Genomic DNA, 22,888 nt, shown 5'->3' with positions numbered 1-22,888 from the left:
TTATGAAGGGACAACGACATATTAAAATCAGGGATATCATTACCCACCAGGATATTGAAACGCAGGATGAGCTTGTGGACGCATTGCGCGCGGAAGGCTTTCAGGTTACTCAGGCTACGATATCACGGGATATTAAAGAATTGCTGCTCATAAAAGTGCCTACGGATGACGGGCGATATAAATACTCCATGCCGACAGATCAGCGGTACAACCCTGTTCAGAAGCTCAAAAGAGCGCTCGTCGACAATTTTGTTTACATTGACCGAACCGGCAATCTTGTGGTCATGAAATGCTTGCCCGGAACAGCCAACTCGGTTGCCGTGCTGCTCGATAACATGGAATGGTCACAGATCATGGGGACCATCTGCGGGGATGACACGATCTTGCTGATTTGCCGTACGGAAGCAGACGGTGAACATGTGGTGTCCCAAATCAAAAATTTCATTTCCTAATCAGGTGTAGTGACATATCGATCATTTTTTTAGCAGTAGCGGAGGTGGTAAACATGTTAAACACGCTATCCATTCGGAACCTGGCTGTCGTAGAAAGCGTGGATGTGCACTTTTATCCCGGATTTCACGTCCTAACGGGGGAAACCGGGGCCGGTAAGTCCATCATCATTGATGCGCTGGGTTTAATTGCCGGCGGCCGCGGCTCGGCTGAGCTGATTCGGTACGGGTGCGACAAAGCGGAGATCGAGGCTCTGTTTGAGCTGCCTGCGGAGCATCCGGTATGGAGTACGCTCAAGAAGCTGGGGGTTGAAGCGGATCCGGAAGAGCACTTGCTTATTCGAAGAGAGCTGACGTCTCAAGGAAAAAGCACGTCGCGTATTAACGGACAGCTGCTGAACCTCAGCATGCTGCGCGAAGTCGGGGAAAAGCTGATTAATATCCATGGACAGCATGAGCATCAAAGCCTGCTGCGTTCAGAGCAGCATATGAGCCTGCTGGACACTTACGGGGATAAGACCATAGGGCCTGCAAAGCGCAAATACCAGGAGCTTTACGGCGAATTCAGCAAAGTGGAGAAAGAGCTTAAGGACCTGCAGGAAACCAGCCAGAAAGCATATCAAATGCTGGATATGTACCGGTTCCAGCTGGAGGAAATCGCGGCTGCCGGGCTGAAAACCGGCGAAGACGAGGCATTGTCCGAAGAAAGAACCAAACTCTCCCACAGCGAGAAGATGATGGATTCCGTAGCGGGAGCCTACGACCTGTTGTACGGATCATCGGGCCTTGAGTCCGTCAGCAGGGCTTTGTCCAGACTTGAGGATGTATCCGGATACGACGAGAAGGGATTAAAGCCGCTTGTCGAGCAGCTTCAATCCGCTTATTATCAGCTTGAGGATGCGGTCTTCCAATTAAGGGATTATCGTGACGGCATCGAATTCAATCCCGAACGGCTCAATGAAATTGAGCTCCGTCTAGATATGATCTCCGGTTTGCGCCGAAAATATGGGGATAATGTGGAGCAAATTCTGGAATACTACGTGAGAATTCAGCAGGAAACCGATATGCTGGAGAATAAGGACGAATTTATTCAAGCGTTGGAACAGCGCCGTGACGAGTTGTTAAGCGTGCTGCTCGTAAGCGCGAAAGAGCTGAGTCATGCCCGCAAGCAATGCGCGCAAGACTTGGCTAGGCAAGTCGAGGGAGAACTGAAGGATCTTCAAATGGAACGCACCTCGCTGGAAGTCCGCCTGGAATTGCAGCTGGATCCGAACGGCTACGAGTATGAAGGCCAAAAAGTCCGGTTGACGAGACAAGGCATGGATACGGCGGAATTTCTCATCTCCGCGAATCCGGGCGAGCCGCTCCGTCCGCTTGCCAAAATTGCTTCGGGTGGGGAAATGTCCAGAATTATGCTGGCGATGAAGAGTATATTTGCCCGTCATGATCAAATACCGGTCTTAATCTTTGATGAAGTCGACACGGGTGTCAGCGGAAGGGCTGCCCAATCGATTGCCGAGAAGCTGTTTTTGCTGGCGAAAACCTGTCAGGTATTCTCCATTACGCATTTGCCGCAGGTGGCTTGCATGGCGGATCATCAATATTTAATCGAGAAGAAGCTTGAAGCCTCCAGAACGATGACGCAAGTAGAAAACCTGAATGAAGAAGGGCGTGTAAAAGAGCTTGCCCGGATGCTTGGCGGAGTCGAAATTACCGAAAAGACGCTTCATCATGCCCAAGAAATGCTCAATCTGGCGGCAGCGCAAAAGGCTTCCAGAAAGGCTTTGGGTCAATGATTGACAGTTATAAAACCATAAGGGCAGGGTAACTTAAAGGTACGCAATTGGCGACCACCTTTTCGTCAAGCGAAAGAAGAAAAAGGGAGCGTGACAGCCATTGAAGCCCAACCTCAGGAGAAAACTGCTCGGTTTCGTTCTTGCTTTCCTTCTTTGTTTCATTGGAACTGCTGATCCTGTCCAATCTTTTGCCTCATTGCCCGATGAACTGAGATTGATTACCGGTCAGCAGTCCCGACTTGATGTTGCCATGCCTGTGCAAGCCCTCGCTTCAGTCGATCGACCGGATGTCCTTCAGCTAAACGGCTCCCGGGAATCGAAACTTCAAGTATCGTTGAAACAGCCGCTGCAGCTCAATCCCCAGCAAAGCGGAAACGCAGAAGTGACCCTGAAATTATTCGGTACAATTCCTCTGAAGACTGTCCATGTCAAAGTGATGCCGGAACTTAAAGTCATACCGGGAGGCCAAACCATAGGCGTCAAGGTGAAATCCTCCGGTATACTGGTGGTCGGACATCATCTGGTACGGGTTCAAAACGGGGCCAAAGTGTCTCCCGGCGAAGCTGCCGGCCTAAAGCTTGGCGACCTGCTTACAACGATGGATGGAAAGCCGCTTAACGATGTCACGAAGGTTGCCGAGATCGTCGAGAAGGCCGGTAAAGCGAATCGGCCGCTGGACATATCCTTTAAACGGGACGGCAAGGTAATGAAAACAAAGCTGAGTCCCGCCTATGACCAAGAGGATCAAAGCTGGCGCCTTGGCCTGTATATCCGTGATTCCGCAGCAGGCGTAGGGACGCTTACCTTTTATGCGCCTCACCAGAAGGTCTACGGAGCGCTCGGCCATGTCATCACCGACATGAATACTCAGACCCCCATTGATGTTGGAAGCGGCCAGATCGTTCAATCCAACGTCACCTCGATTAGCCGTAGCGAAGAAGGCGAGCCCGGAGAGAAAAGGGCAACCTTCACCAAAGACGGCAAGATTTTAGGCAATGTCGAGCGCAATACCCATTTCGGCATTTTCGGTAAAATGAATCAGCTTCCGGATCACGGACTGTATCAGGAGCCGATTCCCGTTGCTTTTTCCCATGAGGTGAAGGAAGGTCCCGCTGAAATATTAACCGTCGTTGAAGGCCAGGAAGTCGAACGCTTTACGGTGGAGATCGTTCACGTCTCCAAACAGGACGCTCCAGCGACCAAAGGAATGGTGCTGCGCATTACCGATCCAAGGCTGCTTAAGAAAACCGGCGGGATCGTGCAGGGCATGAGCGGCAGTCCCATCGTTCAGGACGGCAAGCTGATTGGAGCGGTAACCCATGTGTTTGTAAACGACCCTAAGTCGGGATATGGGTGCTTTATCGAGTGGATGCTTCAAGATTCCGGCGTACTACAATCTACAGAATCAACACCTCAAAATCTTAAGGCAGGTTAATGCCTTGAGATTTTTTGTCGTAAAAGAACGAAATAGAGATTAATTTGAAACAAAATATTTAATTATAAATCAACTTCAAAAAAAAATAAAGAAAAATAATTTTCGACAGAAGGAATTTAAATAAGCATGTCGAAAACTTTATAAACAGAAAAATGTTCTAAAATAACAACTGATCTGATAAAGGAGGAGCACGAATTGCAAAAGATTGAGGTATTATTGGCAGACGACAACCGTGAATTTACAAACCTGCTCGGCGAATACATTTCGGATCAACAAGATATGGTGGTATCCGGAATCGCTTATAATGGCGAAGAAGTACTGAGCATGATTGAGGAATCCGGAAAAGTACCGGACGTACTGATCCTTGATATTATTATGCCTCATTTGGACGGGCTTGGGGTGCTCGAGCGTTTACGCGACATGAATCTGTCTCCGCAGCCGAAAGTCATTATGCTCACGGCGTTCGGTCAAGAGAATATTACGCAGCGCGCGGTGCAGTTGGGTGCTTCCTATTATATTTTAAAGCCGTTTGACATGGAGGTGCTCGCCAGCCGCATTCGACAGCTCGTGGGTTCGCCGAGCAGCATTTCCTCCGGCACTCCGTTTACAAGCATGAAATCCAATGTGGTTCCTATGGGCAAGGGCAAGAATTTGGACGCGAATATCACTTCCATTATCCATGAAATCGGCGTTCCGGCTCATATCAAGGGATATCAATATCTGCGCGAAGCCATTACCATGGTATACAACAATATCGAAATACTTGGCGCGATTACCAAAACGCTGTATCCGGCCATCGCTGAGAAGTTCAAAACAACGCCATCCCGAGTGGAGCGGGCGATCCGGCATGCCATTGAAGTGGCTTGGACGCGCGGTAACATCGATTCCATCAGCCACTTGTTCGGCTACACCATTAACATCAGCAAATCGAAGCCGACCAACAGCGAGTTCATTGCCATGGTGGCAGACAAGCTTCGGATCGAGCATAAGGTCTCTTGAAAGGGTAAGGACTAAGAGGAAGGGATTTAGGGACATGGACGTTGCACACCTAAATGTCTACTTGAGCGATTTATTGAAATCACTCCTTTATTGGTTGCGGCTACCGTAACCTGTGAAGGAGTGATTTTATGTTTCAGGACGGAATTCATCAGCACAAACAAACCAGCCGGATCAGCGGCTGGTTTGTTTTTTACTAAGATTACATCACCACCCTGTAATCTCCTTCCGGTGCTGCCGTACCATCGATTTCCTCACAGATAATACATTTTGAACTGGATATCCTGGGCATGGTTTCCGAATTTCTTGCCGAATAACGTAGCGCCTCCAACATGCTTCGCGTCTTCCTTGACTTCGATACGAAAGGTCCAGCGATCACATGCCGAATTCAGGTCGTCCACGGAGACGGTTGAGAGTGGATCGCCATCAATATACGTGCCGTGGCTGGTAATCCGAATCGTTTTCAGCAGACCGTATTGGTTGATGTTGTGCGGCCACCATTCAGGCGTATATTTCCCCCGCGTATCCGCAAAATCCCCTGGGCTCGTCCACGTGCCGAGCTCCATTCCGTTCAGGGAAAACGTAATGTCCGACGGCCACACATCATTGGAAAAAGGAAACTCGGACGATATCTCCAAACTGATTTCGAATTGCTGCAGCTTCTCATCCTTTTGCAGAAAGTTGGCGATGTTGTATTGGATGAACCCCTCGGTAAACCACAGGATTTCCGCATCCACGCGCTTGGGATCCATAAAGTACTTGGGTTCGTCAACCCGTCCGATGAACTCCTTCTCGGTAGCAAGGCCGCACGTAGGCTTCAGGTCATAGTCGGTGTAATGCCCGATCGGCACCGAGGCTTCATAAGAAGCAAAGGAATGGAAAATCTTTTTGGGGAAGTTGATTTCAATGTGATCCACCTTCAGGATCGAAATTTTCTGCTGCCCCGATTTTCCCGGCACCTTCTCTGTTCGGATAATGCCGGCATCTTCTAGTTTTTTAATATGCTTCGTCACGATCGGACTGCTGATTTGAAGCTCCTGCGCCAAATCTTTGATGTTCATTTTGTTTTTGGAGAGCAGCTGAATAATCTTGATGCGAACTTCGCTGGCCAAAGCCTCGTAAACCACAAGCGATGACTTGTCTATTTCCAATTGCATATGACCACTTCTTTCAACAAGTTTTTCAATTATTAACTAATATGCATCATAACACAGGCATTATTAACCTGTATATAAATCTTGGCGTTTAAACACACATTTTCTCAACAATATAATTAATCAAAAGGTTAATCGAATATAAAAATGATAACTAAGATTTATATATAAGTTATTGACACCGCTTTCAGTGCGAGTGTATACTGAACCAAAGTTAATCGTTTTCATGATTCTGGCCGGTGAATGATTAACCAAATGATTAGTAATAGGAGGAGAGTTTGTTGAAGAAAAAAATGGGGGTTTCACTGATACTTGCATTGTTAGCGGTAGCGGTACTGGGAGGTTGCGGAAACGGCGACAAGAACACCATTACCTTCTGGACGCCATTGACGGGTGATGACGGGGCTTACATGGATCAGCTCGTTAAGGATTACAATGCCACCAATCCCGAGTATAAAGTGAAGCATGTCATCACTTCCGACATGTATACGAAGATATCCACCGTTATTAATTCCGGCAAAGGCGTTCCCGATCTTTCCATCATCCACGCGGACCGCGTTCCAAGCTTCGTTAAGCAGGGCGTGTTGGAGCCGATGACGGCAGTCATGCAAGCGCAGCCGGAATTGAAAGAGGACAATTATCTGCCGCAGGCCTGGGCAACCGGAAACGTGGAAGGCACCCAATATACGGTACCGCTTGATATCCACAGCAACGCGATGTACTACAACAAAAATCTGCTCAAGAAATACAATGTTGAAAGTTTCCTGGATGACGATGTCGTGACCATCGATGAAATGTTGTCGCTGCAAGGCAAGCTGGATGAGGGCGATTACGTGGTCAATGACGCGCTGTTGGGCTGGGTTGTGTTGGCTCAAATACAGAATCTGGGCGGAGACATCCAGCAAGACGGCAAGCCTGCAGTCAATACGGAAGCCATGAAGCAGGCATTTACGGAGATTAAGAAAATAGCCGACGCGGGTTTAATGACACCATTTGGCGAAGACGGCTACCTGATGTTCCAAGCTGGAAACGTTTTATTCTCCACAGACGGCACGTGGAGCTCGACGGCCCATGCCGCGGTTGACGGCCTTGACTTTGGCGTAACCAACATTTATTCGACGAGTGCGGATAAATATACAAACCGAGCATCCTCCCACCTGTTCTCCATGCTGAAGAACGAGAAGAGAACGGATGAAAAAGAGCAGGCCATCGGCCAATTCCTGGAGTTCATTCGCCAACACTCGATCGAGTGGGCAAAAGCGGGTCAGATCGTAGCGAGTAAACAAGTCATTGAGAGTCCGGACTACAACAACTATATTCAATCATTCTTCACGTCCAACGAAAAAGAAATTGAATCCTTGTACATTTACACTTACGAGTACTATCCATATGTTGCCGAGGCCGTAGATACATATGCAGCGGATATTGTACGGGGCAACGTCGATATCGACGAAACCCTGGCGACGATGCAGAAGTTCGTAGAGGATAAAATCGCAGAAGGCAACAGTGCCGCAAAGTAAATGAAGGCAGAGCCGATTGAAAAAAAGAAAAGCGTCCAAACCTCATGGCGCTTTTCTTTTCCAAAGGAGAAATGAAAGGGTATGAAAAAGAAGTCGCTGACACCTTATTTCTTTGTAGGTCCCCATCTGATTCTATTCATCGTGTTTATTCTATTACCGACCCTATACGGGATCTATGCTTCATTTACGCAATGGAATTTGATCAATGACCCGGTATGGGTCGGCCTGGCCAACTATAAAACGATTCTGTTTGATGCGGAGTCCACCTTCTATACCCAATTTATGAACGGATTAAAAAATACGTTGATCTTCGTAGTTCTGAGCGTACCGATATTAATCGTTATCCCGTTAATGATCGCGGTGTCGCTCGAACACAAAAAAGTAAAAATGAAAAACGTCATTCAATCCATTCTCTATATTCCCGGATTAATTTCGATTTCCGCAGCGGCACTGATCTGGTCATTGATATTTAACAAGCAGCTTGGGATCACGAACAACGTCTTCGGCTCCGAAACGGTCTGGGCCGCCAACCAGCCTTATGCCTGGCTGATCATTATTGTCATTACGGTTTGGGGCGGAGTCGGTGGAAACATGATCATCTACCGGGCTTCCATCAGCGGAGTATCCAAGGATTTGTACGAGTCGGCCGAGATGGACGGAGCGGGGCCCGTCCGCAGATTTTCGAGCATTACGCTGCCCTCCATTCGTTTCCCGCTGATTTATACCTTTGTCATGACGACCGCCGGAGCTTTCAACGTATTCGGTCAGCCATTAATGATGACGGACGGAGGACCCAGACAGAGCACGACGGTATTGATGATGTATATTCGCCAGCTGGCCTTCGGCCACGGGGAATCCATTGCCGGCATGGCATCCGCGATGGCGGTGCTGCTCGGACTGGTCATTCTGGTCATTTCAGCCCTTCAATATTATATGATGAACCGAAACGCGTCCTAGCGGCATGTTCTGCTTGCAAACGACGGAAACGATAAAAGGTAGGTGTACTGTGCAATGTCGAACCCGGTAGTACATGAAGCGAACGCGGATACTAAGCTTGCCCGCTCCGGTCCGAAGAAGGCTTCAACCAACATTAGCGTGTCCAAATATATGGCTTATACATTCCTCATCCTGTTGTGCGTGATATGGGCGATTCCGGTCATCTTTGGCATTACCACATCGTTCCGGTCCCAGGCGGAGGTCGTATCCAGCGGTTTCAGTCTGCTGCCCGACAACTGGATATTCGATAATTATGTCACGATCCTGCAAAATACGTCGACGGCCCCGATCCTGCGCTGGTTGATGAACTCCGTCTTTATCGCAACGATGCATACGCTGCTGGTGATCGTGGTCATTTCCATCACCGGCTACGGGTACTCCCGCATGAACTTTAAAGGAAGAGACACCTTGTTCTTTACTTTGCTGGGGATTTCCTTCTTTCCCGGAGTCGTGAACCTGATTCCGTCCTACAAAATCATAGATGCGCTGGGGTGGGTAAACACCTCATGGGCGATGATTATTCCAGGCTTGGCAGGCATGGGAAACATTTTCTTGGTCAGACAATTCATGATGGGCGTTCCCAAGGATCTGGACGAATCGGCACGCGTGGACGGCGCGGGTGACTTTAGAATCTATTATTCTATCATTTTGCCGCTGATGAAGCCTGTGTTGATTGTATGCGGCCTGTTTTCATTCACGGGTTCCTGGAATGATTTCCTCTGGCCGGTCATCGTGTATACCGACGTGGAGAAGATGCCGGTTACGGCAGGATTGCTGCTGCTGCAGGACATCTACGGTAATTATCGCATGATCGGACAATTGATGGGTTCCGCGATCCTGGCCATCATTCCGACGCTGCTGTTGTTCCTGTTTGCCCAGAAATATTTTGTGCAGTCGATCAACTTAAACGCGGGTATCAAAGGATAGTTTTTTGAAGAACGGAAATGAAGAGCAAGTAAACCGAAAGCTAACGAAGTCAAACTACAAGGTATAGGAGTCGTCACCATGACTGAATTATATATAAAAAATCCCCTGATCGAGCAGAGGGCAGATCCCTGGATCTATAAACATAGCGATGGTTTTTATTACTTTACCGGTTCCGTGCCGGAATATGACCGGATCGAGCTTAGACGCTCGGAAACGATCCAAGGGCTTGCGGTTGCGGAAGGCCTAACGATTTGGCGCAAGCATGATTCGGGTTTGATGAGCGCTAATATATGGGCGCCCGAGCTTCATCACATAGAGGGCAAATGGTACGTGTATTACGCAGCGGCCCATACGTCCGAAACGAGGGACGGGTTGTTTGATCACCGCATGTTCGTGTTGGAGAACGCTTCGGCGAACCCGCTGGAAGGGGAATGGGTGGAGAAGGGACAAGTGATCACGAAGTGGGAGTCTTTTGCACTGGACGCAACCACGTTCGAGCATAAGGGGCAACGATATTATGTATGGGCCCAGAAAGATCCGGCCATTCCGGGCAACTCGAATCTCTATATCTCCTTGATGGAAAATCCCTGGACCCTGACAGGGGAACAGGTTTGCATATCGGTTCCCGAATATGATTGGGAGAAGATCGGCTATCTGGTGAATGAAGGAGCCGCCGTTCTGAAGCGAAACGGCCGCATATTCATGACCTATTCGGCAAGCGCCACGGACCATAACTATGCGATGGGCCTATTGACGGCCGATGAGGACAGCGATTTGCTGGATCCGGGCTCCTGGGTGAAATCACCCTTCCCCGTATTTACGACATCGGAAGCCAATGGCCAATACGGGCCGGGACACAACAGCTTCACGGTTTCCGAGGACGGCCTGCTGGATATCCTGGTTTACCATGCCCGTAGTTACAAGGAGATCGTGGGTGATCCGCTATATGATCCGAACCGCCATGCGCGCGTACAGATCATCCGGTGGAATGAAGACGGTACGCCGAATTTCGGTGTGCCGAGAGCGGATCATGCCATGATATCCGAGTCATGACCTTGAAACCGACCCAGCTTAAATGCTGGGTCGGTTTTTTTAATTTCCGAGGCAGGCGGCTGCATAATATTAAATAGGAGAAAAGAAGGAGTCTGCGATACGGATGGAGAAAAAAGGACAGGAAACCTATTTGAATGGTTAAGGGTGTAGTAAGAATCGTTTTTATTAACGATATACTTATTTCCTGGTAGGGAGGAATTATAAATGGCAAAGATATTAGTATTGGGCGGAACCCGCTTTTTTGGCAAAAGGCTGGTTAACCGGCTGGTGGCTAACGGCGATGCCGTTACGATTTTGACGCGCGGACAACACCAGGATCCATTCGGGGGTGCCGTTTCGCGGCTTGCCGCGGATCGGAAAGATCCGGAAAGCTTAAAGCAGGCAGTGGGGAGCCAGGATTTTGATATCGTATATGATAATATATGTTATACGCCGGAAGAAGCGGGACAAGCAGCGGATTTATTTGCCGGACGTGTAGGACAATATGTGCTGACCTCCACGTTGTCGGTATATGATTTTGCGGATCATCCGGTGAGGGAAGAAGACTTTGATCCTTACAGATACCCGGTCATGATGAATGAAAGCAGGGACTACAGCTACAAGGAAGGCAAGCGCCAGGCGGAGGCGGTATTGTTCGGTCGCCATAACCTCAATGTAACCGCCGTCCGGCTGCCGATTGTGCTTGGACCGGATGATTACACGCGAAGGCTGCTTTTCCATATTGAACATGCTGCGAGCGGGGAAGCCATTGGTTTGCCGGATCCCGACGCGCAAATCTCGTTTGTGCATGCCGAAGAAGCGGCAGAATTTCTGGAGTGGGCAGGCCGAGTCCATTTGGAAGGCCCGGTTAATGCATGTTCGAGCGGCACGATTTCGGTACGGGAAATGATGGGCTTGATCCAGCAGGAAATCGGGAGGACGGCACCGCTCCAGTCATCGGCGGCACCGGATCACATGTCTCCGTTCGGCATTCCGGGTGATTGGACGATGGATCATGCCAAAGCCGCAGCCGCCGGCTTTAAATTTTGGGATTTGCACGATTGGATGCCGAAATTGATAGCCGAATTGTCCGCCGATTTGAAGGTTCGTTAATGATACGGACGTAGGAAGCATGGGGTTGAAGACGGAAAATAGGGAATTGCCCTGAAAGGAAGATCAGCATGAGCGACAAGATGGAAGCATGGAAAGAGCGTATACAGGAGGCGGAATCCAAGGGAGGTTTATCTCCGGATGCCCTGTCGTTAATCCATGCGATGTATGAAGAAATCGAAGCTTTAACGAGACAGAATGTCAATCTGCGGCGAACCGCCCTAAAAGCAGCCTCCAAAGAAACAAGAATGTCGAGTAAATTGAAGGATGCCCTCATGGAATAACAAATTGGGCCAAAACAAGCAAACACCGGGGAGCGCTCCCCGGTGTTTGTTTTGTATGGGTGAATCAGCTTTTGGACGGCGTTCCTGATTTTGTTGCCGGGCGCTTCTTTTTGAATCTCGGACCGACGTAATTCCGTTTGCGGTCGCGGAACAGAATCCAGCCGCCCAGGAAACCGATGCCGATGACGAACAGGGCCAGTCCGCCAAGAAAAGAAAGCCAACCGAAAGCGGGGTTCGCCACGTTGTCGTCCCCATGCACGGCAATATATAGAAAAACCGCATCCTTCATCATTAAGAAACCCTTCATTGCCATAAAACCCGGAATAACCAAAATCAAGATGGCAATAAAGCGGGAAATTAACATTTTCATAGAAGATTCCTTCCTGCGACTGATGTATTAAACTACCGTTTATCATACCTTTTTCATAAGGGGATGTCTATTTCGATTATGGATGACGATTTTGTAATCCGAAAAAAAGAGAGTACAATGAAAGTGTATAACTGGACTTATGATGGAGGTGCCGTTTGTGGCTATAACATGTGATGTAGCAATTCTTGGCGGAGGTACCGGTGGATATGTTGCAGCCATCCGTGCAGCCCAGCTCGGTAAAAATGTGGTTATCATCGAGCAGGACAAATTGGGAGGGACCTGCTTGCACCGCGGGTGCATTCCGAGCAAAGCATTGCTTCGAAGCGCCGAGCTTTATGCGGAAATGAAGGATAGCGAGAGCTATGGAATCGAGACGGACGGAGTCCGGCTATCGTATAACAAAGTGCAGAAACGGAAGGACGGCATCGTGGAGAAGCTGCACCAGGGCGTCCAATATTTGATGCGTAAAAATAAAATCACCGTCGTGCAGGGAAAAGGGAGAGTTATCGGCCCGTCCATTTTCTCTCCGCGGAGCGGGGCCGTAGCGGTTGAGCTTCCGGATGGCGAGATGGAAACCGTGGTTCCCACCCACCTGATCATTGCGACCGGATCGCGTCCGCGTCACTTACCGGGATTAGAGCCTGACGGCATACATATATTGACTAGCGACCATGCGCTTCAGCTGGATGAGCTTCCCTCATCCATGATTATCGTGGGGGGCGGCGTAATCGGCGTGGAATGGGCCTCGATGCTGAATGATTTCGGAGTTCAGGTCACGATTGTGGAAGCTTCATCCCATTTGCTGCCTACGGAGGATGAGGAGATCGGACGCGAGCTGTCGAAGATGCTCAGCGCCAGGGGCGTAGAGGTTATCACGAACATCAAGCTATTAACCGACAGCTGTGAGATCCGGAATCAAAGCGTGTCCATCGCGATCGAGCATAAGGATGACACAAGAACGTTGTCAGCGGACAAGCTGCTGCTCTCTGTCGGAAGAGTGGGCAATACCGAGAATATCGGACTTGAGAATACCGATGTTCGCGTGGAGAACGGCATCATTGCCGTGAACGGGAATATGCAGACAACGGAGCCCCATATTTACGCGATCGGCGATTGCATCGGGGGTCTTCAGCTCGCGCATGCGGCCAGCCATGAAGGGATTGCTGCCGTGAACCATCTGGCAGGCGAGAAGACGGAGGCCTACCGCAGCGAATGGATCCCGCGCTGTATTTACACCCGTCATGAGGTAGCCAGCGTCGGGCTGACGGAGAAGCAGGCGAAAGAACGCGGACATGAGATCAAGATCGGCAGATTCCCGTTTTCGGCGATCGGCAAATCTTTGATCCACGGAACAAAGGAAGGTTTCGTAAAAGTCATTGCCGATCAGAAGACGCAGGATATTCTGGGAGTGCATATGATGGGTCCGCATGTAACCGAGCTCATTGGCGAAGCGGCTCTTGCACAAGTGCTGGATGCGACCCCATGGGAAGTCGGCACGGCGGTCCACGCCCATCCGTCATTATCCGAAATCATCGGCGAAGCGATGCTTGCCGTGGATGGACGTGCGATCGGTTTGTAGGAATGAGGATATTCTTTTGTGGAATCCCTCATTTCTTTTTGCCGAGAAAGGGATTATAATATCATTAAGCCAAGTCTTAGTACCAGGTTTTAATACTTGATCTAATATGCCTCAAACTCAGGTTGCGAGGCGGATCAAGCCTATAAGTCATGGCTCACATAAAGGAGGGATCTCCATGAAAGAACATGAAACGGTTACGGCAAACAACAATAGGCATGAGCAGCTTGGACTGACCGACGGACAAGTGCTGGACATGTACAAATATATGGTGCTGGCGCGAAAATTCGATGAGCGCAATCTGCTGCTGCAGCGTGCGGGCAAAATTAATTTTCACGTTTCCGGAATCGGGCAGGAGGCATGTCAGGTTGCTGCTGCCTTTGCCCTCGACCGGGAGAAGGATTATTTTCTACCTTACTACCGCGACTACGGATTCGTATTGGCGGTTGGCATGACGCCTCGCGAATTAATGCTGTCGGCTTTTGCCAAGGCCGAGGATCCGAACAGCGGCGGACGGCAGATGCCGGGCCACTTCGGCAGTAAACGCCTGCGGATCGTGACCGGCTCCAGCCCTGTAACGACCCAGGTTCCGCATGCCGTAGGCATCGCGCTTGCCGCGAAGATGCAGAAGAAGGATTTTGTATCGTTTGTTACGTTTGGCGAAGGCTCGAGCAATCAGGGCGATTTCCATGAAGGCTGCAACTTTGCCGGCGTTCACAAGCTCCCCGTCATTATCATGTGCGAGAATAACCAATACGCCATTTCGGTTCCGCTTCATAAACAGATTAGCGGAAAGGTCAGCGACCGCGCGCTCGGGTACGGTTTTCCGGGTGTTCGAGTGGACGGCAACGACGCTCTTGAAGTTTACGCTGCCGTGAAGGAAGCGCGGGAACGCGCGATCCGAGGGGAAGGACCAACGTTGATCGAATCCATGATGTACCGTTTGTCTCCGCATTCCACATCGGATAACGATTTGGCGTACCGGACCAAAGAAGAGGTTGAAGAGAACTGGAAGAAGGACGGCGTCGCCCGTTTCAAGAACTATTTGATCGACTGCGGGCTCTGGGACGAAGCACGCGATCAGGATCTGATCGCGCAGTTAAACCTGGAGATAAAAGAAGCGACGGAATCTGCAGACTTGGCTCCGTTTCCGAAGCCTGAAGATACGCTTCTTCACGTATATGCCGATGCTGAAGGAGGCGCGTAAGAGATGGCGGTAATGGAATATATCGATGCAATACGCCTGGCCATGAAGGAAGAGATGGAGCGTGACGAGTCCGTATTCGTGTTAGGCGAGGACGTCGGCGTCAAAGGCGGCGTGTTTACTACCACCAAGGGCTTGATGGATCAATTCGGCGAAATGAGGGTGCTCGATACCCCGCTCGCGGAATCCGCGATTGCCGGCGTGGCTATTGGTGCAGCCATGTACGGCATGAAGCCGATTGCCGAGATGCAATATTCGGACTTCATGTTCCCGGCAACCAACCAGATTATTAGCGAAGCGGCGAAAATCCGCTATCGTTCCAATAACGATTGGAGCTGTCCCGTCGTGATCCGCGCGCCGATCGGCGGCGGAATATTCGGAGGCTTGTATCATTCCCAGTGCCCGGAATCGGTGTTCTTCGGAACGCCGGGATTGAAAATCGTTGCGCCGTACTCGGCCTATGATGCAAAAGGGCTTCTGAAAGCGGCGATCCGCGACCCGGATCCGGTTCTGTTCTTCGAGAACAAGAAATGCTATAAGCTGATTACCGGCGATGTGCCGGACGACGATTACGTTGTCCCGATCGGCAAAGCCAACCTGCTGCGCGAAGGCTCGGATATTACGGTGATCAGCTACAGCCTGCCGCTGCATTTCGCCATGCAGGCAGCCGAAGAGCTTGAGAAGGAAGAAGGCATCAGCGCGCATGTGCTGGACCTGCGTACCATACAGCCGCTGGACCGGGACGCGATCATCGCCGCAGCCCGGGCTACGGGGAAAGTGCTGATCGTTCACGAGGATAACAAGACCGGCGGCGTTGGCGGGGAAGTATCCGCGATCATAGCGGAGCACTGCTTGTACGATTTGGATGCTCCGATCATGCGCCTGTGCGGTCCGGACGTGCCGGCTATGCCAATCAGTCCGCCGATGGAGAAATTCTTTATGCTTAACAAGGACAAAGTCAAAGAATCCATGCGTCAATTGGCGCTTTATTAAGAACAGGGAGTTGTGAGCATGTCCGAAAATCAGAAATTGACCGATGTTACGATGCCTCAGCTGGCAGAATCCCTTGTATCTGCGACCATTGCCAAGTGGCTGAAGAAGCCCGGGGATTCCATTGAGCAATATGAACCGATTTGTGAAGTGATTACCGATAAAGTCAATGCCGAGATTCCATCCACGCTGGACGGCGTCATGGGCGATATTCTTGCCCAGGAAGGCCAAACCGTCAATGTCGGCGATATTATTTGCCGGATCGCGGTCGCTTCGGGAGAAGGGACCGCGCCTTCGCCCCAGCCGGCAGCAGCAGCTTCAGCGAGTCCGCAGCAGGGTGCAGGAAGCGAGGAAGGCTCGATGCGTTTCCGATACTCGCCTGCCGTGCAGACGCTGGCCGCGGAACATCAGATCGATCTTTCGAAGGTGCAGGGATCTGGCATGGGCGGAAGAATAACCCGTAAGGACGTATTGGCTTATATCGAAAAAGGGGGAGCAGCCCAAGGCCAAGGCGCTACTGCCGGATCGGCGTCTTTCCCTAGCGCGCAAGCGCAAAGAGAAGCAGTGCAGCCGAGCGGGTCTTCGCCGTTTCAAGGGCTGCAGCATCAGACGCCTGCGGAACCGTCGCCTCCTCTGGGCACAGCCATTCCGGATGTGCGCCATTCGGGGCTGCATTTGACGGAATCGCCGAAAATTCCGACCATTGAAGTGGAGGGCATGGAAGGCGGAAGATCGGAATACTTCATTGATGTAACGCCGATGCGGAATGCCATTGCCCGAAACATGCGTCAAAGCGTTACGGAAATACCGCATGCCTGGACGATGATCGAAGTCGACGTGACCAACATCGTGCTGCTGCGCAATCAATTGAAGGATGAGTTCAAACGCAAGGAAGGGGTTAATTTAACCTACCTGGCCTTTTTGCTGAAAGCCGTAGTGAACGCCATTAAAGATTATCCGATCATGAATTCGTTCTGGGCCGTGGATAAAATCGTGGTGAAGCGCGATATCAATCTGTCCTTGGCCGTCGGAACGGAGGATTCCGTGCTGACGCCGGTCATCCACCGTGCCGATCAGAAGAATATCGCGGGCCTTGCGAGAGAGATCGAGGATCTAGCGCGCAAGACACGTGAAGGCAAGCTGAAGCTGGACGATATGCAGGGCGGTACCTTTACGGTTAACAATACGGGGTCCTTCGGCTCGATTCTGTCCTATCCGATCATCAATTATCCGCAGGCTGCGATTCTGACATTTGAATCCATCGTGAAAAAGCCGGTGGTCATCAATGACATGATCGCGGTTCGTTCCATGGCAAACCTGTGTTTGTCCCTGGATCATCGGATTTTGGACGGGGTGATCTGCGGGCGATTCCTCCAGCGCGTCAAAGACAACCTGGAAGGCTACACCCTGGATACGAAGCTCTATTAATCAACGTCTGCTAGCATGATCTGCGGACTGATTCCTCGGAAGAGGTTCGCAGACGTTATTCATATCAAGTCAATCGAAGGGGATTCATCGGTTGGCGGGAACTCTATGAAAGAAGGCGTTAGCACATGAACAAACCGTTAGAAGTATCGTATACGCCGATTGTGGATTACGGCATGGCTTGGGAGCTTCAAAAAAATCATGTTTCCGCCATCGATCAGGGAGAGCGTCACGAGAGTCTGATGCTCCTCCAACATCCTCCGACCTATACGATGGGGTCACAGCGGCATCCGGAGCACCTGCTGCTTAGCAAAGAGGAGTTGGAGAAACAGGGCATCGGCCTGTTTGAAATCGATCGCGGCGGAGATATTACATATCATGGTCCCGGACAGCTTGTCGGGTATCCGCTGTTGCTGCTGGATGGCGGCAAGAATTTGAACCTCCACGGGTTTCTGCGCGACGTGGAGCAGGTCATCATCGATTACTTGGCATCATACGACATCGAAGCAGGCCGAAAACCCGAGTACACCGGTGTATGGGTAGGGGATTCGAAGATCTGCGCCATCGGCGTGAAATTCAACAAATGCCGCCGGCATCGCGGGTTTGTGACAAGCCATGGCTTTGCGTTTAACATTAAATCCGGGATCGCGGATGCGGGATTCTCGGGCATTATTCCATGCGGCATACAGGAATTCGGCGTAACTTCTCTGGAGGATTGCACGGGGCGGAAGTTCGAGGTAGAGGAAGTAGCCCGGGAGATCGTGCCTTACTTCACCCGGGTATTTCCGTATGAGGCTCACTGGCTGTAATAACTTCGCTGCCTAGCGTAGCGTATTGGCGTTAGCGAAGGAACAAAGGCTCGAGGATAACCAGAAGCGTTGATCCGACCATGGCAATCAGCATGAGATAGATCACAATTCGAAACCACTTTTTACGTTGCATTGTGTAACTCCTTTAGAATAAGTTTAATGATGAACATACATGCAGCAGCATCATTTAGTTTAGATATGGATATACAGACATTGTATCGTATCTGCGAAAGAGAGGGAAGTCCAGTGATCTCAGAAGAGCGTATCATTCAAGAGTTTATGGAACTGGTTCAAGTGGATAGCGAAACCAAACATGAAGAAGAGATTTCGAAAGTTCTCCAGCATAAATTTTCAGGTCTCGGCTTCGAAATCATAGAAGACGATGCCAAGGAAAAGACGGGGCACGGAGCAGGCAATCTGATTATTACCTGGAAAGCGGACGAGGCGGCCCAGCATGCGCCTAAGCTGCTTTTTACCTGCCATATGGATACCGTAATACCCGGGAAAGGCATCAAACCGACTCTAGGCGATGACGGTTGGATCCGAAGCGACGGAACGACCATCCTCGGGGCGGACGACAAAGCCGGCATCGCCGCTTTGCTGGAAGGCATTCGGGTCATTCAGGAAAATAACATTCCGCACGGGCAAGTCCAGTTTGTCATTACGGTAGGCGAAGAATCAGGGCTGGTCGGAGCGCGGGCGTTGAATCCCGATGTTTTGGATGCGGATATCGGCTTTGCGCTGGATTCCAACGGGGAGTTAGGTTCGATCGCGGTTGCCGCCCCGACCCAGGCGAAGATCAAAATGATCATTAAAGGCAAGTCTGCCCATGCCGGCGTAAATCCGGAGGACGGCATCAGTGCCATTCAAGTCGCGTCCAAAGCCATTGCCAAAATGAAGCTCGGACGCATCGATAAGGAGACCACGGCTAACATCGGCAAATTCCAGGGCGGAGGCGCTACGAATATCGTGTGCGACTTTGTTCAGATCGATGCCGAAGCACGCAGCATCGTTCAGGAAAAGGTCGATAAGCAAGTGAACGATATGCGTGAAGCGCTCGAAACCACGGTTCGTGAATACAATGCCAATTGCGAGTTCATTAGCGAGATCGTTTATCCGGCCTTCAGTTTCAATGAGCATGACGAGGTCGTCCAGCTTGCGCAGCGAGCCATCGGCGGTTTTGGTTTGCCGACCCGTACGTTCCGGTCCGGCGGCGGCAGTGACGCCAATATTTTTAACGGCCTCGGCATTCCAACCGTCAATCTGGCGATTGGATATCAAGACATTCATACCACGCAGGAGCGCATTCAAGCTTCTGATTTGGTAAAGGCGGCGCAGATCGTGGTTGGAATTATCCAGGAAACGGCCAAAGCGTAGTCGATGATGAGGATCAAATAAAGCCCGTTGCGGATGCTCGATGTCCGCTGCGGGCTTTTTGATTCAGCTAATTCAGGAATGACATCGTCGGGGAGGTCTCCACCCTTTTTTGGGCAGGCGTCCAGGTGGTGTGCCAGTTCGTGCTCTCGACAACATGCAATGCGGCATTAATGTTGTCGAGGTATAACTCGATTTCCTTCCTTGCCGATGCAGAGGAATAGCTCTCCTCAAGACGGGCGGAAAGGGAAATCAACGCGGACTGCAAATAACAAGCGGCTTCGCCGAAGCGAGCCTCCGTATGCCCGGGAGAAGCGAGTCTGAGCTGCTCAAGCATGGATGCGGCCTCGTCATAATTACCCAGATCATACAAATGCTCAGCAGCTATGAAACATACCTTGAAGCTGTAGCTGTCTTGATCCTGGAGAGGCAGCGCTTCCAATTGATGCAACTTTGAAATTGCCTGTCCCTTGTAGCCTTCCTCATAAAGAAAACAGATAAGAGCATAATAAGCACGTTCGCCGCTATCGGCAAGCAGATGTTCGGCGATGGAGATCATGTTGAGCGATATGGCGGTGCGAGCTAATTCCAAAGCCTCCGACATGGCGATGAATCGGTCAGGCAGTGTATGTTGGACGCTCCACTCGCAGAGCTGCCGGATTCGGCTTAGCTGAGCCATCTCGGATCCTTGCGGACGCGGCAGTTCCCGCGGCTGACGGGTGGAATCCCGAAGGTAACTGTCTATGAACTGCATGGCTTCAGAGGTTTGACCTGTCATGATGAGGCAAGTCACGTACATGATACAGGTATCGGAATATAAACTTCCCTGCTCAGCAAAGCAGCGGGAGGCAAACGGGTAAGCCCCGATATAATATAAAGACCTGCCAACCATGATATTGGATGCCGGAAAGCTGCTTGTTTCGTCCAAAAGCCGTTCGCATATGGCTTGATCCGGGATTCCTTGCAGAAGCAGGAGTGCGGCCCATTGATTCAGCGCCTCTTGGGCGTGGGCACCGGAATGAAGCACGACGGTTCTGAAAGCCTCCTCGGCCTTGCCGTAGGAACGCATTCGCATGCTTAATAGCCCGTACTCAAGCCAGCTTAAATCGACTTCCTTCCATCCCGAGCTCGTCGTATCGGTTGTTGCGGATTGTGCAGCATCCTTGAAGCTTTTCAGAGCCTTTTCAAGATACCCGCGTTTTTTGTACCATTTTCCGCGCTCATATTCAGTTGAAGGTGGATTTGTAATCGGATCGGTTTCAATAATAGGTAGTTGTCGCATGTCGAAGCCTCCCAATGATATATAACACCCTAATAGGCGAAAAGGTCATGGTCCGTATTCGAAAAAAATAGAAAAAAGTCGAAAAACAGGTCTAAGGCACTAATTTTTCGATCTATTTTCATAAATATTTTTAGAAGACTTAGAAATAATATCCATAATCATCGTTTCCGATCCCCATTGCTGCTGCCATTGCTTCAGCATAATCCGGATCTGCCAGGCCTGTCCTACCAAATGTATCGAATGGTCACCTTTGTAGCTTTTCATGGGCGGCTTCCTTCTTTCTTGGAAATTTTGATATAATACACCTTATGCACTAGCATGGTCCGCCATGCCGTTTTTAAACAAAGGAGGTCATTTTGTGAGCGATATCGGCAGTAAGACCCGTGAAGCATCGGATAAATTGCTGGAAGAAACCACCTTGTCCACCCAATCTATTTTTGAAGGGAAAATCATATCGCTGCAGGTCGATACGGTGACACTGCCCGATGGGCAGACGGCAACCCGTGAGGTTGTCAGGCATCCCGGCGCCGTAGCGGTGCTTGCGTTAAAAGACGATAAAATGCTGGCCGTCAATCAATTTCGTCAGCCTCTTGGGCGCTGTGAGGTTGAAATCCCAGCAGGCAAGCTGGAGCGGGGGGAAGATCCGCTTGAAGCGGCCAAGCGTGAATTGCAGGAGGAAACCGGTTATACGTGCGGCTCGATCCGAAAACTGCATTCCTTCTATACATCTCCGGGGTTTGCCGATGAGATCATTCACTTGTACCTGGCGGAGGATCTGGTCGGAGGCGACATGAACCCCGATGAGGACGAGTTCATAGAAATGATGGAAATCTCGCTGGAAGAGGCGTACTCCCTTATCCAAGAGGAGAGAATCAGCGATGCCAAGACCATTCTCGCCGTCTATGCTTGGAATATGTACAGCTTGACGGGCAAGATCTGATATGCAGCATCCTGATGAGAACGCCTCGGCCGGGAAGCTTCAGTCCTATTACTGCGACATGCATATTCATATCGGTCGTACAAGCAGCGGACAAGCTGTGAAAATAAGCGCAAGCAACAACCTGACCTTTGAAAATATAGCCGTCGAAGCTTCGGAGCGGAAAGGCATTCAGATGATCGGCATCATCGATTGCCATTCTCCTTCGGTGCAGGAAGACATTCTGCAGTGTTTGGACAGCGGCGTCATGCAGGAGATCGACGGGGGCGGAATTGCGTATCGGGATACGGTAATCCTGCTTGGCAGCGAGATTGAAATACGTGAAGGCGGCCGAGGCGCGGCCCATGTGCTGGCTTATTTTCCCGACATGGGCACGATGCGGGAGTTCACCGGCTGGATGGCGGGATATATGAAAAACGTCCAGCTGAGTTCCCAGCGCATCTATGTCAGTCCGCTGGAGCTGCAGCAAGAGATTACGGCACGCGGCGGGCTGCTGATACCCGCTCACGTCTTTACGCCTCATAAGGGGCTTTACGGCAGCATGGCTGACCGTATGAGCGAGGTGTTCGATCTGAACGGGATCGCGGGCATCGAACTTGGGCTCAGCGCCGATTCCTCGATGGCAGGACGGATTAGCGAGCTGGATGCCTATTCCTTTTTGACCAATTCGGATGCGCATTCCCTCGGGAAGATCGGCAGGGAATACAACCGGATCGACATGGCCAAGCCTTCATTCGCAGAATTTCGGCAGGCGCTTCAGGCTAGCAACGGGAGGAGAATCAGTGCGAACTATGGGCTGAATCCCAGACTGGGAAAATACCATCGTACCTACTGCGTGGGATGCGACAGCATTCTGGATGAAGGGAGCGACGTTCATGATTTGGTGCGATGCCCTTACTGCGGCAGTACCAAGCTGGTTCAAGGGGTGTTCGACCGAATTTTGAACATCGCTGACCGCACGGAGCCCGTGGTGCCGGAGAGCCGACCTTCGTATCACTACCAGGTTCCGCTAGAGTTCATCCCGGGTCTAGGGAAGTCCTCCATGTCGAAGCTGCTTGACGCCTTCGGCACCGAAATGAATATCCTTCATCAGGCTACGGAAGCGGAGCTGGCGACCGTTGCCGGCGAGGGACTCGCGGCAAGCATCGTGATGGCCCGGAATGGGACACTGCCCTTATCGGCTGGCGGCGGAGGCTCTTATGGGAAGGTGCTCCGGTAAATC

The 22,888-nt window shown here is 50.7% G+C and carries 23 protein-coding genes; 18 read left to right on the top strand and 5 right to left on the bottom strand.

Annotation, left to right across the window (positions count from 1 at the left end; translation table 11 throughout):
- Positions 1–2: 2 nt before the first annotated feature.
- The 4 genes from ahrC (at position 3) to spo0A (ending at position 4,679) form a co-directional block, all read left to right on the top strand.
- Complete coding sequence (ahrC, locus tag RB298_RS07795; RefSeq protein ID WP_015734462.1) at positions 3–452, top strand: transcriptional regulator AhrC/ArgR; 450 nt, start codon at positions 3–5, stop codon at positions 450–452.
- Between the two features lie 53 nt (positions 453–505).
- Positions 506–2,245, top strand: a complete 1,740-nt coding sequence (recN, locus tag RB298_RS07790; protein WP_015734463.1) for a DNA repair protein RecN — start codon at positions 506–508, stop codon at positions 2,243–2,245.
- A gap of 100 nt (positions 2,246–2,345) precedes the next feature.
- Entirely contained in the window at positions 2,346–3,680 is a 1,335-nt protein-coding gene (gene spoIVB, locus RB298_RS07785) for a SpoIVB peptidase (protein WP_015734464.1), read from the top strand.
- Positions 3,681–3,875: 195 nt separating this feature from the next.
- Positions 3,876–4,679, top strand: coding sequence for a sporulation transcription factor Spo0A (gene spo0A, locus RB298_RS07780; RefSeq protein ID WP_009591253.1), 804 nt, complete (start codon positions 3,876–3,878; stop codon positions 4,677–4,679).
- Between the two features lie 251 nt (positions 4,680–4,930).
- On the opposite strand, the gene RB298_RS07775 is transcribed toward spo0A, so the two are convergent.
- Positions 4,931–5,833: an ArsR/SmtB family transcription factor gene (locus RB298_RS07775; RefSeq protein ID WP_015734465.1), complete on the bottom strand. Its 903-nt coding sequence runs from the start codon at positions 5,831–5,833 to the stop codon at positions 4,931–4,933.
- 275 nt (positions 5,834–6,108) lie between these two features.
- Here RB298_RS07775 and RB298_RS07770 point away from each other — a divergent pair, with 275 nt between their 5' ends.
- From RB298_RS07770 to RB298_RS07745, 6 genes are all read left to right on the top strand, one after another.
- Positions 6,109–7,350, top strand: a complete 1,242-nt coding sequence (locus tag RB298_RS07770) for an extracellular solute-binding protein (protein ID WP_375120936.1) — start codon at positions 6,109–6,111, stop codon at positions 7,348–7,350.
- A gap of 81 nt (positions 7,351–7,431) precedes the next feature.
- The gene (locus RB298_RS07765) at positions 7,432–8,307 is read left to right on the top strand and encodes a carbohydrate ABC transporter permease (RefSeq protein WP_486046668.1); all 876 of its coding nucleotides are present in this window, start codon (positions 7,432–7,434) and stop codon (positions 8,305–8,307) included.
- Between the two features lie 54 nt (positions 8,308–8,361).
- Positions 8,362–9,273 carry a carbohydrate ABC transporter permease gene (locus RB298_RS07760; RefSeq protein WP_213577715.1) on the top strand — a complete coding sequence of 304 codons (912 nt, stop codon included), beginning with the start codon at positions 8,362–8,364 and terminating at the stop codon, positions 9,271–9,273.
- 78 nt (positions 9,274–9,351) lie between these two features.
- Positions 9,352–10,326: a glycoside hydrolase family 43 protein gene (locus tag RB298_RS07755; protein ID WP_486046665.1), complete on the top strand. Its 975-nt coding sequence runs from the start codon at positions 9,352–9,354 to the stop codon at positions 10,324–10,326.
- A 204-nt stretch (positions 10,327–10,530) separates the two neighbouring features.
- Positions 10,531–11,418: an NAD-dependent epimerase/dehydratase family protein gene (locus RB298_RS07750; protein WP_096773241.1), complete on the top strand. Its 888-nt coding sequence runs from the start codon at positions 10,531–10,533 to the stop codon at positions 11,416–11,418.
- A gap of 68 nt (positions 11,419–11,486) precedes the next feature.
- On the top strand, positions 11,487–11,699 hold the full coding sequence (locus tag RB298_RS07745) for a hypothetical protein (protein WP_096773242.1): 213 nt from the start codon (positions 11,487–11,489) through the stop codon (positions 11,697–11,699).
- 64 nt (positions 11,700–11,763) lie between these two features.
- On the opposite strand, the gene RB298_RS07740 is transcribed toward RB298_RS07745, so the two are convergent.
- The gene (locus RB298_RS07740; protein ID WP_009595214.1) at positions 11,764–12,069 is read right to left on the bottom strand and encodes a DUF2627 domain-containing protein; all 306 of its coding nucleotides are present in this window, start codon (positions 12,067–12,069) and stop codon (positions 11,764–11,766) included.
- Positions 12,070–12,226: 157 nt separating this feature from the next.
- On the opposite strand from RB298_RS07740, the gene lpdA reads away from it, so the two are divergent.
- The 5 genes from lpdA to lipB all read left to right on the top strand — a co-directional run bounded on the left by lpdA (position 12,227) and on the right by lipB (position 18,073).
- Positions 12,227–13,648, top strand: coding sequence for a dihydrolipoyl dehydrogenase (lpdA, locus tag RB298_RS07735; protein ID WP_486046662.1), 1,422 nt, complete (start codon positions 12,227–12,229; stop codon positions 13,646–13,648).
- 175 nt (positions 13,649–13,823) lie between these two features.
- Positions 13,824–14,852, top strand: coding sequence for a thiamine pyrophosphate-dependent dehydrogenase E1 component subunit alpha (locus RB298_RS07730; protein ID WP_015734473.1), 1,029 nt, complete (start codon positions 13,824–13,826; stop codon positions 14,850–14,852).
- A gap of 3 nt (positions 14,853–14,855) precedes the next feature.
- Positions 14,856–15,842: an alpha-ketoacid dehydrogenase subunit beta gene (locus RB298_RS07725; RefSeq protein ID WP_015734474.1), complete on the top strand. Its 987-nt coding sequence runs from the start codon at positions 14,856–14,858 to the stop codon at positions 15,840–15,842.
- Between the two features lie 18 nt (positions 15,843–15,860).
- Positions 15,861–17,267 (top strand): dihydrolipoamide acetyltransferase family protein, encoded by a 1,407-nt coding sequence (locus RB298_RS07720; protein WP_486046660.1) that lies wholly within the window; start codon positions 15,861–15,863, stop codon positions 17,265–17,267.
- 125 nt (positions 17,268–17,392) lie between these two features.
- Positions 17,393–18,073 carry a lipoyl(octanoyl) transferase LipB gene (gene lipB, locus RB298_RS07715; RefSeq protein ID WP_096773246.1) on the top strand — a complete coding sequence of 227 codons (681 nt, stop codon included), beginning with the start codon at positions 17,393–17,395 and terminating at the stop codon, positions 18,071–18,073.
- Between the two features lie 31 nt (positions 18,074–18,104).
- Here lipB and prli42 read toward each other — a convergent pair whose 3' ends face one another.
- Complete coding sequence (prli42, locus tag RB298_RS07710) at positions 18,105–18,206, bottom strand: stressosome-associated protein Prli42 (protein WP_015734477.1); 102 nt, start codon at positions 18,204–18,206, stop codon at positions 18,105–18,107.
- Between the two features lie 113 nt (positions 18,207–18,319).
- Here prli42 and RB298_RS07705 point away from each other — a divergent pair, with 113 nt between their 5' ends.
- Positions 18,320–19,450 (top strand): tripeptidase T, encoded by a 1,131-nt coding sequence (locus tag RB298_RS07705; protein WP_486046657.1) that lies wholly within the window; start codon positions 18,320–18,322, stop codon positions 19,448–19,450.
- A gap of 67 nt (positions 19,451–19,517) precedes the next feature.
- Here RB298_RS07705 and RB298_RS07700 read toward each other — a convergent pair whose 3' ends face one another.
- The gene (locus RB298_RS07700; protein ID WP_375120933.1) at positions 19,518–20,729 is read right to left on the bottom strand and encodes a tetratricopeptide repeat protein; all 1,212 of its coding nucleotides are present in this window, start codon (positions 20,727–20,729) and stop codon (positions 19,518–19,520) included.
- A 99-nt stretch (positions 20,730–20,828) separates the two neighbouring features.
- Positions 20,829–20,993 (bottom strand): Z-ring formation inhibitor MciZ, encoded by a 165-nt coding sequence (gene mciZ / locus RB298_RS07695; protein WP_096773248.1) that lies wholly within the window; start codon positions 20,991–20,993, stop codon positions 20,829–20,831.
- 94 nt (positions 20,994–21,087) lie between these two features.
- Between mciZ and RB298_RS07690 the strand changes: the two genes are divergently transcribed.
- Entirely contained in the window at positions 21,088–21,669 is a 582-nt protein-coding gene (locus tag RB298_RS07690; RefSeq protein ID WP_009595101.1) for an NUDIX domain-containing protein, read from the top strand.
- A gap of 1 nt (position 21,670) precedes the next feature.
- On the top strand, positions 21,671–22,885 hold the full coding sequence (locus RB298_RS07685; RefSeq protein ID WP_096773249.1) for an endonuclease Q family protein: 1,215 nt from the start codon (positions 21,671–21,673) through the stop codon (positions 22,883–22,885).
- The last annotated feature ends 3 nt before the right edge of the window (positions 22,886–22,888 follow it).

This window comes from Priestia sp. BR_2 (genome assembly GCF_041954005.1).
Lineage (GTDB): Bacteria > Bacillota > Bacilli > Paenibacillales > Paenibacillaceae > Paenibacillus_AQ > Paenibacillus_AQ lautus_A.
This window is presented reverse-complemented; position numbering and strand designations above follow the sequence as displayed.

Bases quoted from the DNA above. Each gene is read 5' to 3' on its own strand.
- ahrC (WP_015734462.1), top strand. From the start codon at position 3: ATGAAGGGACAACGACATATTAAAATCAGGGATATCATTACCCACCAG.
- RB298_RS07700 (WP_375120933.1), bottom strand. From the start codon at position 20,729: ATGCGACAACTACCTATTATTGAAACCGATCCGATTACAAATCCACCT.
- recN (WP_015734463.1), top strand. From the start codon at position 506: ATGTTAAACACGCTATCCATTCGGAACCTGGCTGTCGTAGAAAGCGTG.
- mciZ (WP_096773248.1), bottom strand. From the start codon at position 20,993: ATGAAAAGCTACAAAGGTGACCATTCGATACATTTGGTAGGACAGGCC.
- lipB (WP_096773246.1), top strand. From the start codon at position 17,393: ATGAACAAACCGTTAGAAGTATCGTATACGCCGATTGTGGATTACGGC.
- RB298_RS07755 (WP_486046665.1), top strand. From the start codon at position 9,352: ATGACTGAATTATATATAAAAAATCCCCTGATCGAGCAGAGGGCAGAT.
- RB298_RS07720 (WP_486046660.1), top strand. From the start codon at position 15,861: ATGTCCGAAAATCAGAAATTGACCGATGTTACGATGCCTCAGCTGGCA.
- RB298_RS07740 (WP_009595214.1), bottom strand. From the start codon at position 12,069: ATGAAAATGTTAATTTCCCGCTTTATTGCCATCTTGATTTTGGTTATT.
- prli42 (WP_015734477.1), bottom strand. From the start codon at position 18,206: ATGCAACGTAAAAAGTGGTTTCGAATTGTGATCTATCTCATGCTGATT.
- RB298_RS07750 (WP_096773241.1), top strand. From the start codon at position 10,531: ATGGCAAAGATATTAGTATTGGGCGGAACCCGCTTTTTTGGCAAAAGG.
- RB298_RS07725 (WP_015734474.1), top strand. From the start codon at position 14,856: ATGGCGGTAATGGAATATATCGATGCAATACGCCTGGCCATGAAGGAA.
- RB298_RS07760 (WP_213577715.1), top strand. From the start codon at position 8,362: ATGTCGAACCCGGTAGTACATGAAGCGAACGCGGATACTAAGCTTGCC.
- RB298_RS07775 (WP_015734465.1), bottom strand. From the start codon at position 5,833: ATGCAATTGGAAATAGACAAGTCATCGCTTGTGGTTTACGAGGCTTTG.
- RB298_RS07730 (WP_015734473.1), top strand. From the start codon at position 13,824: ATGAAAGAACATGAAACGGTTACGGCAAACAACAATAGGCATGAGCAG.
- RB298_RS07765 (WP_486046668.1), top strand. From the start codon at position 7,432: ATGAAAAAGAAGTCGCTGACACCTTATTTCTTTGTAGGTCCCCATCTG.
- RB298_RS07685 (WP_096773249.1), top strand. From the start codon at position 21,671: ATGCAGCATCCTGATGAGAACGCCTCGGCCGGGAAGCTTCAGTCCTAT.
- RB298_RS07745 (WP_096773242.1), top strand. From the start codon at position 11,487: ATGAGCGACAAGATGGAAGCATGGAAAGAGCGTATACAGGAGGCGGAA.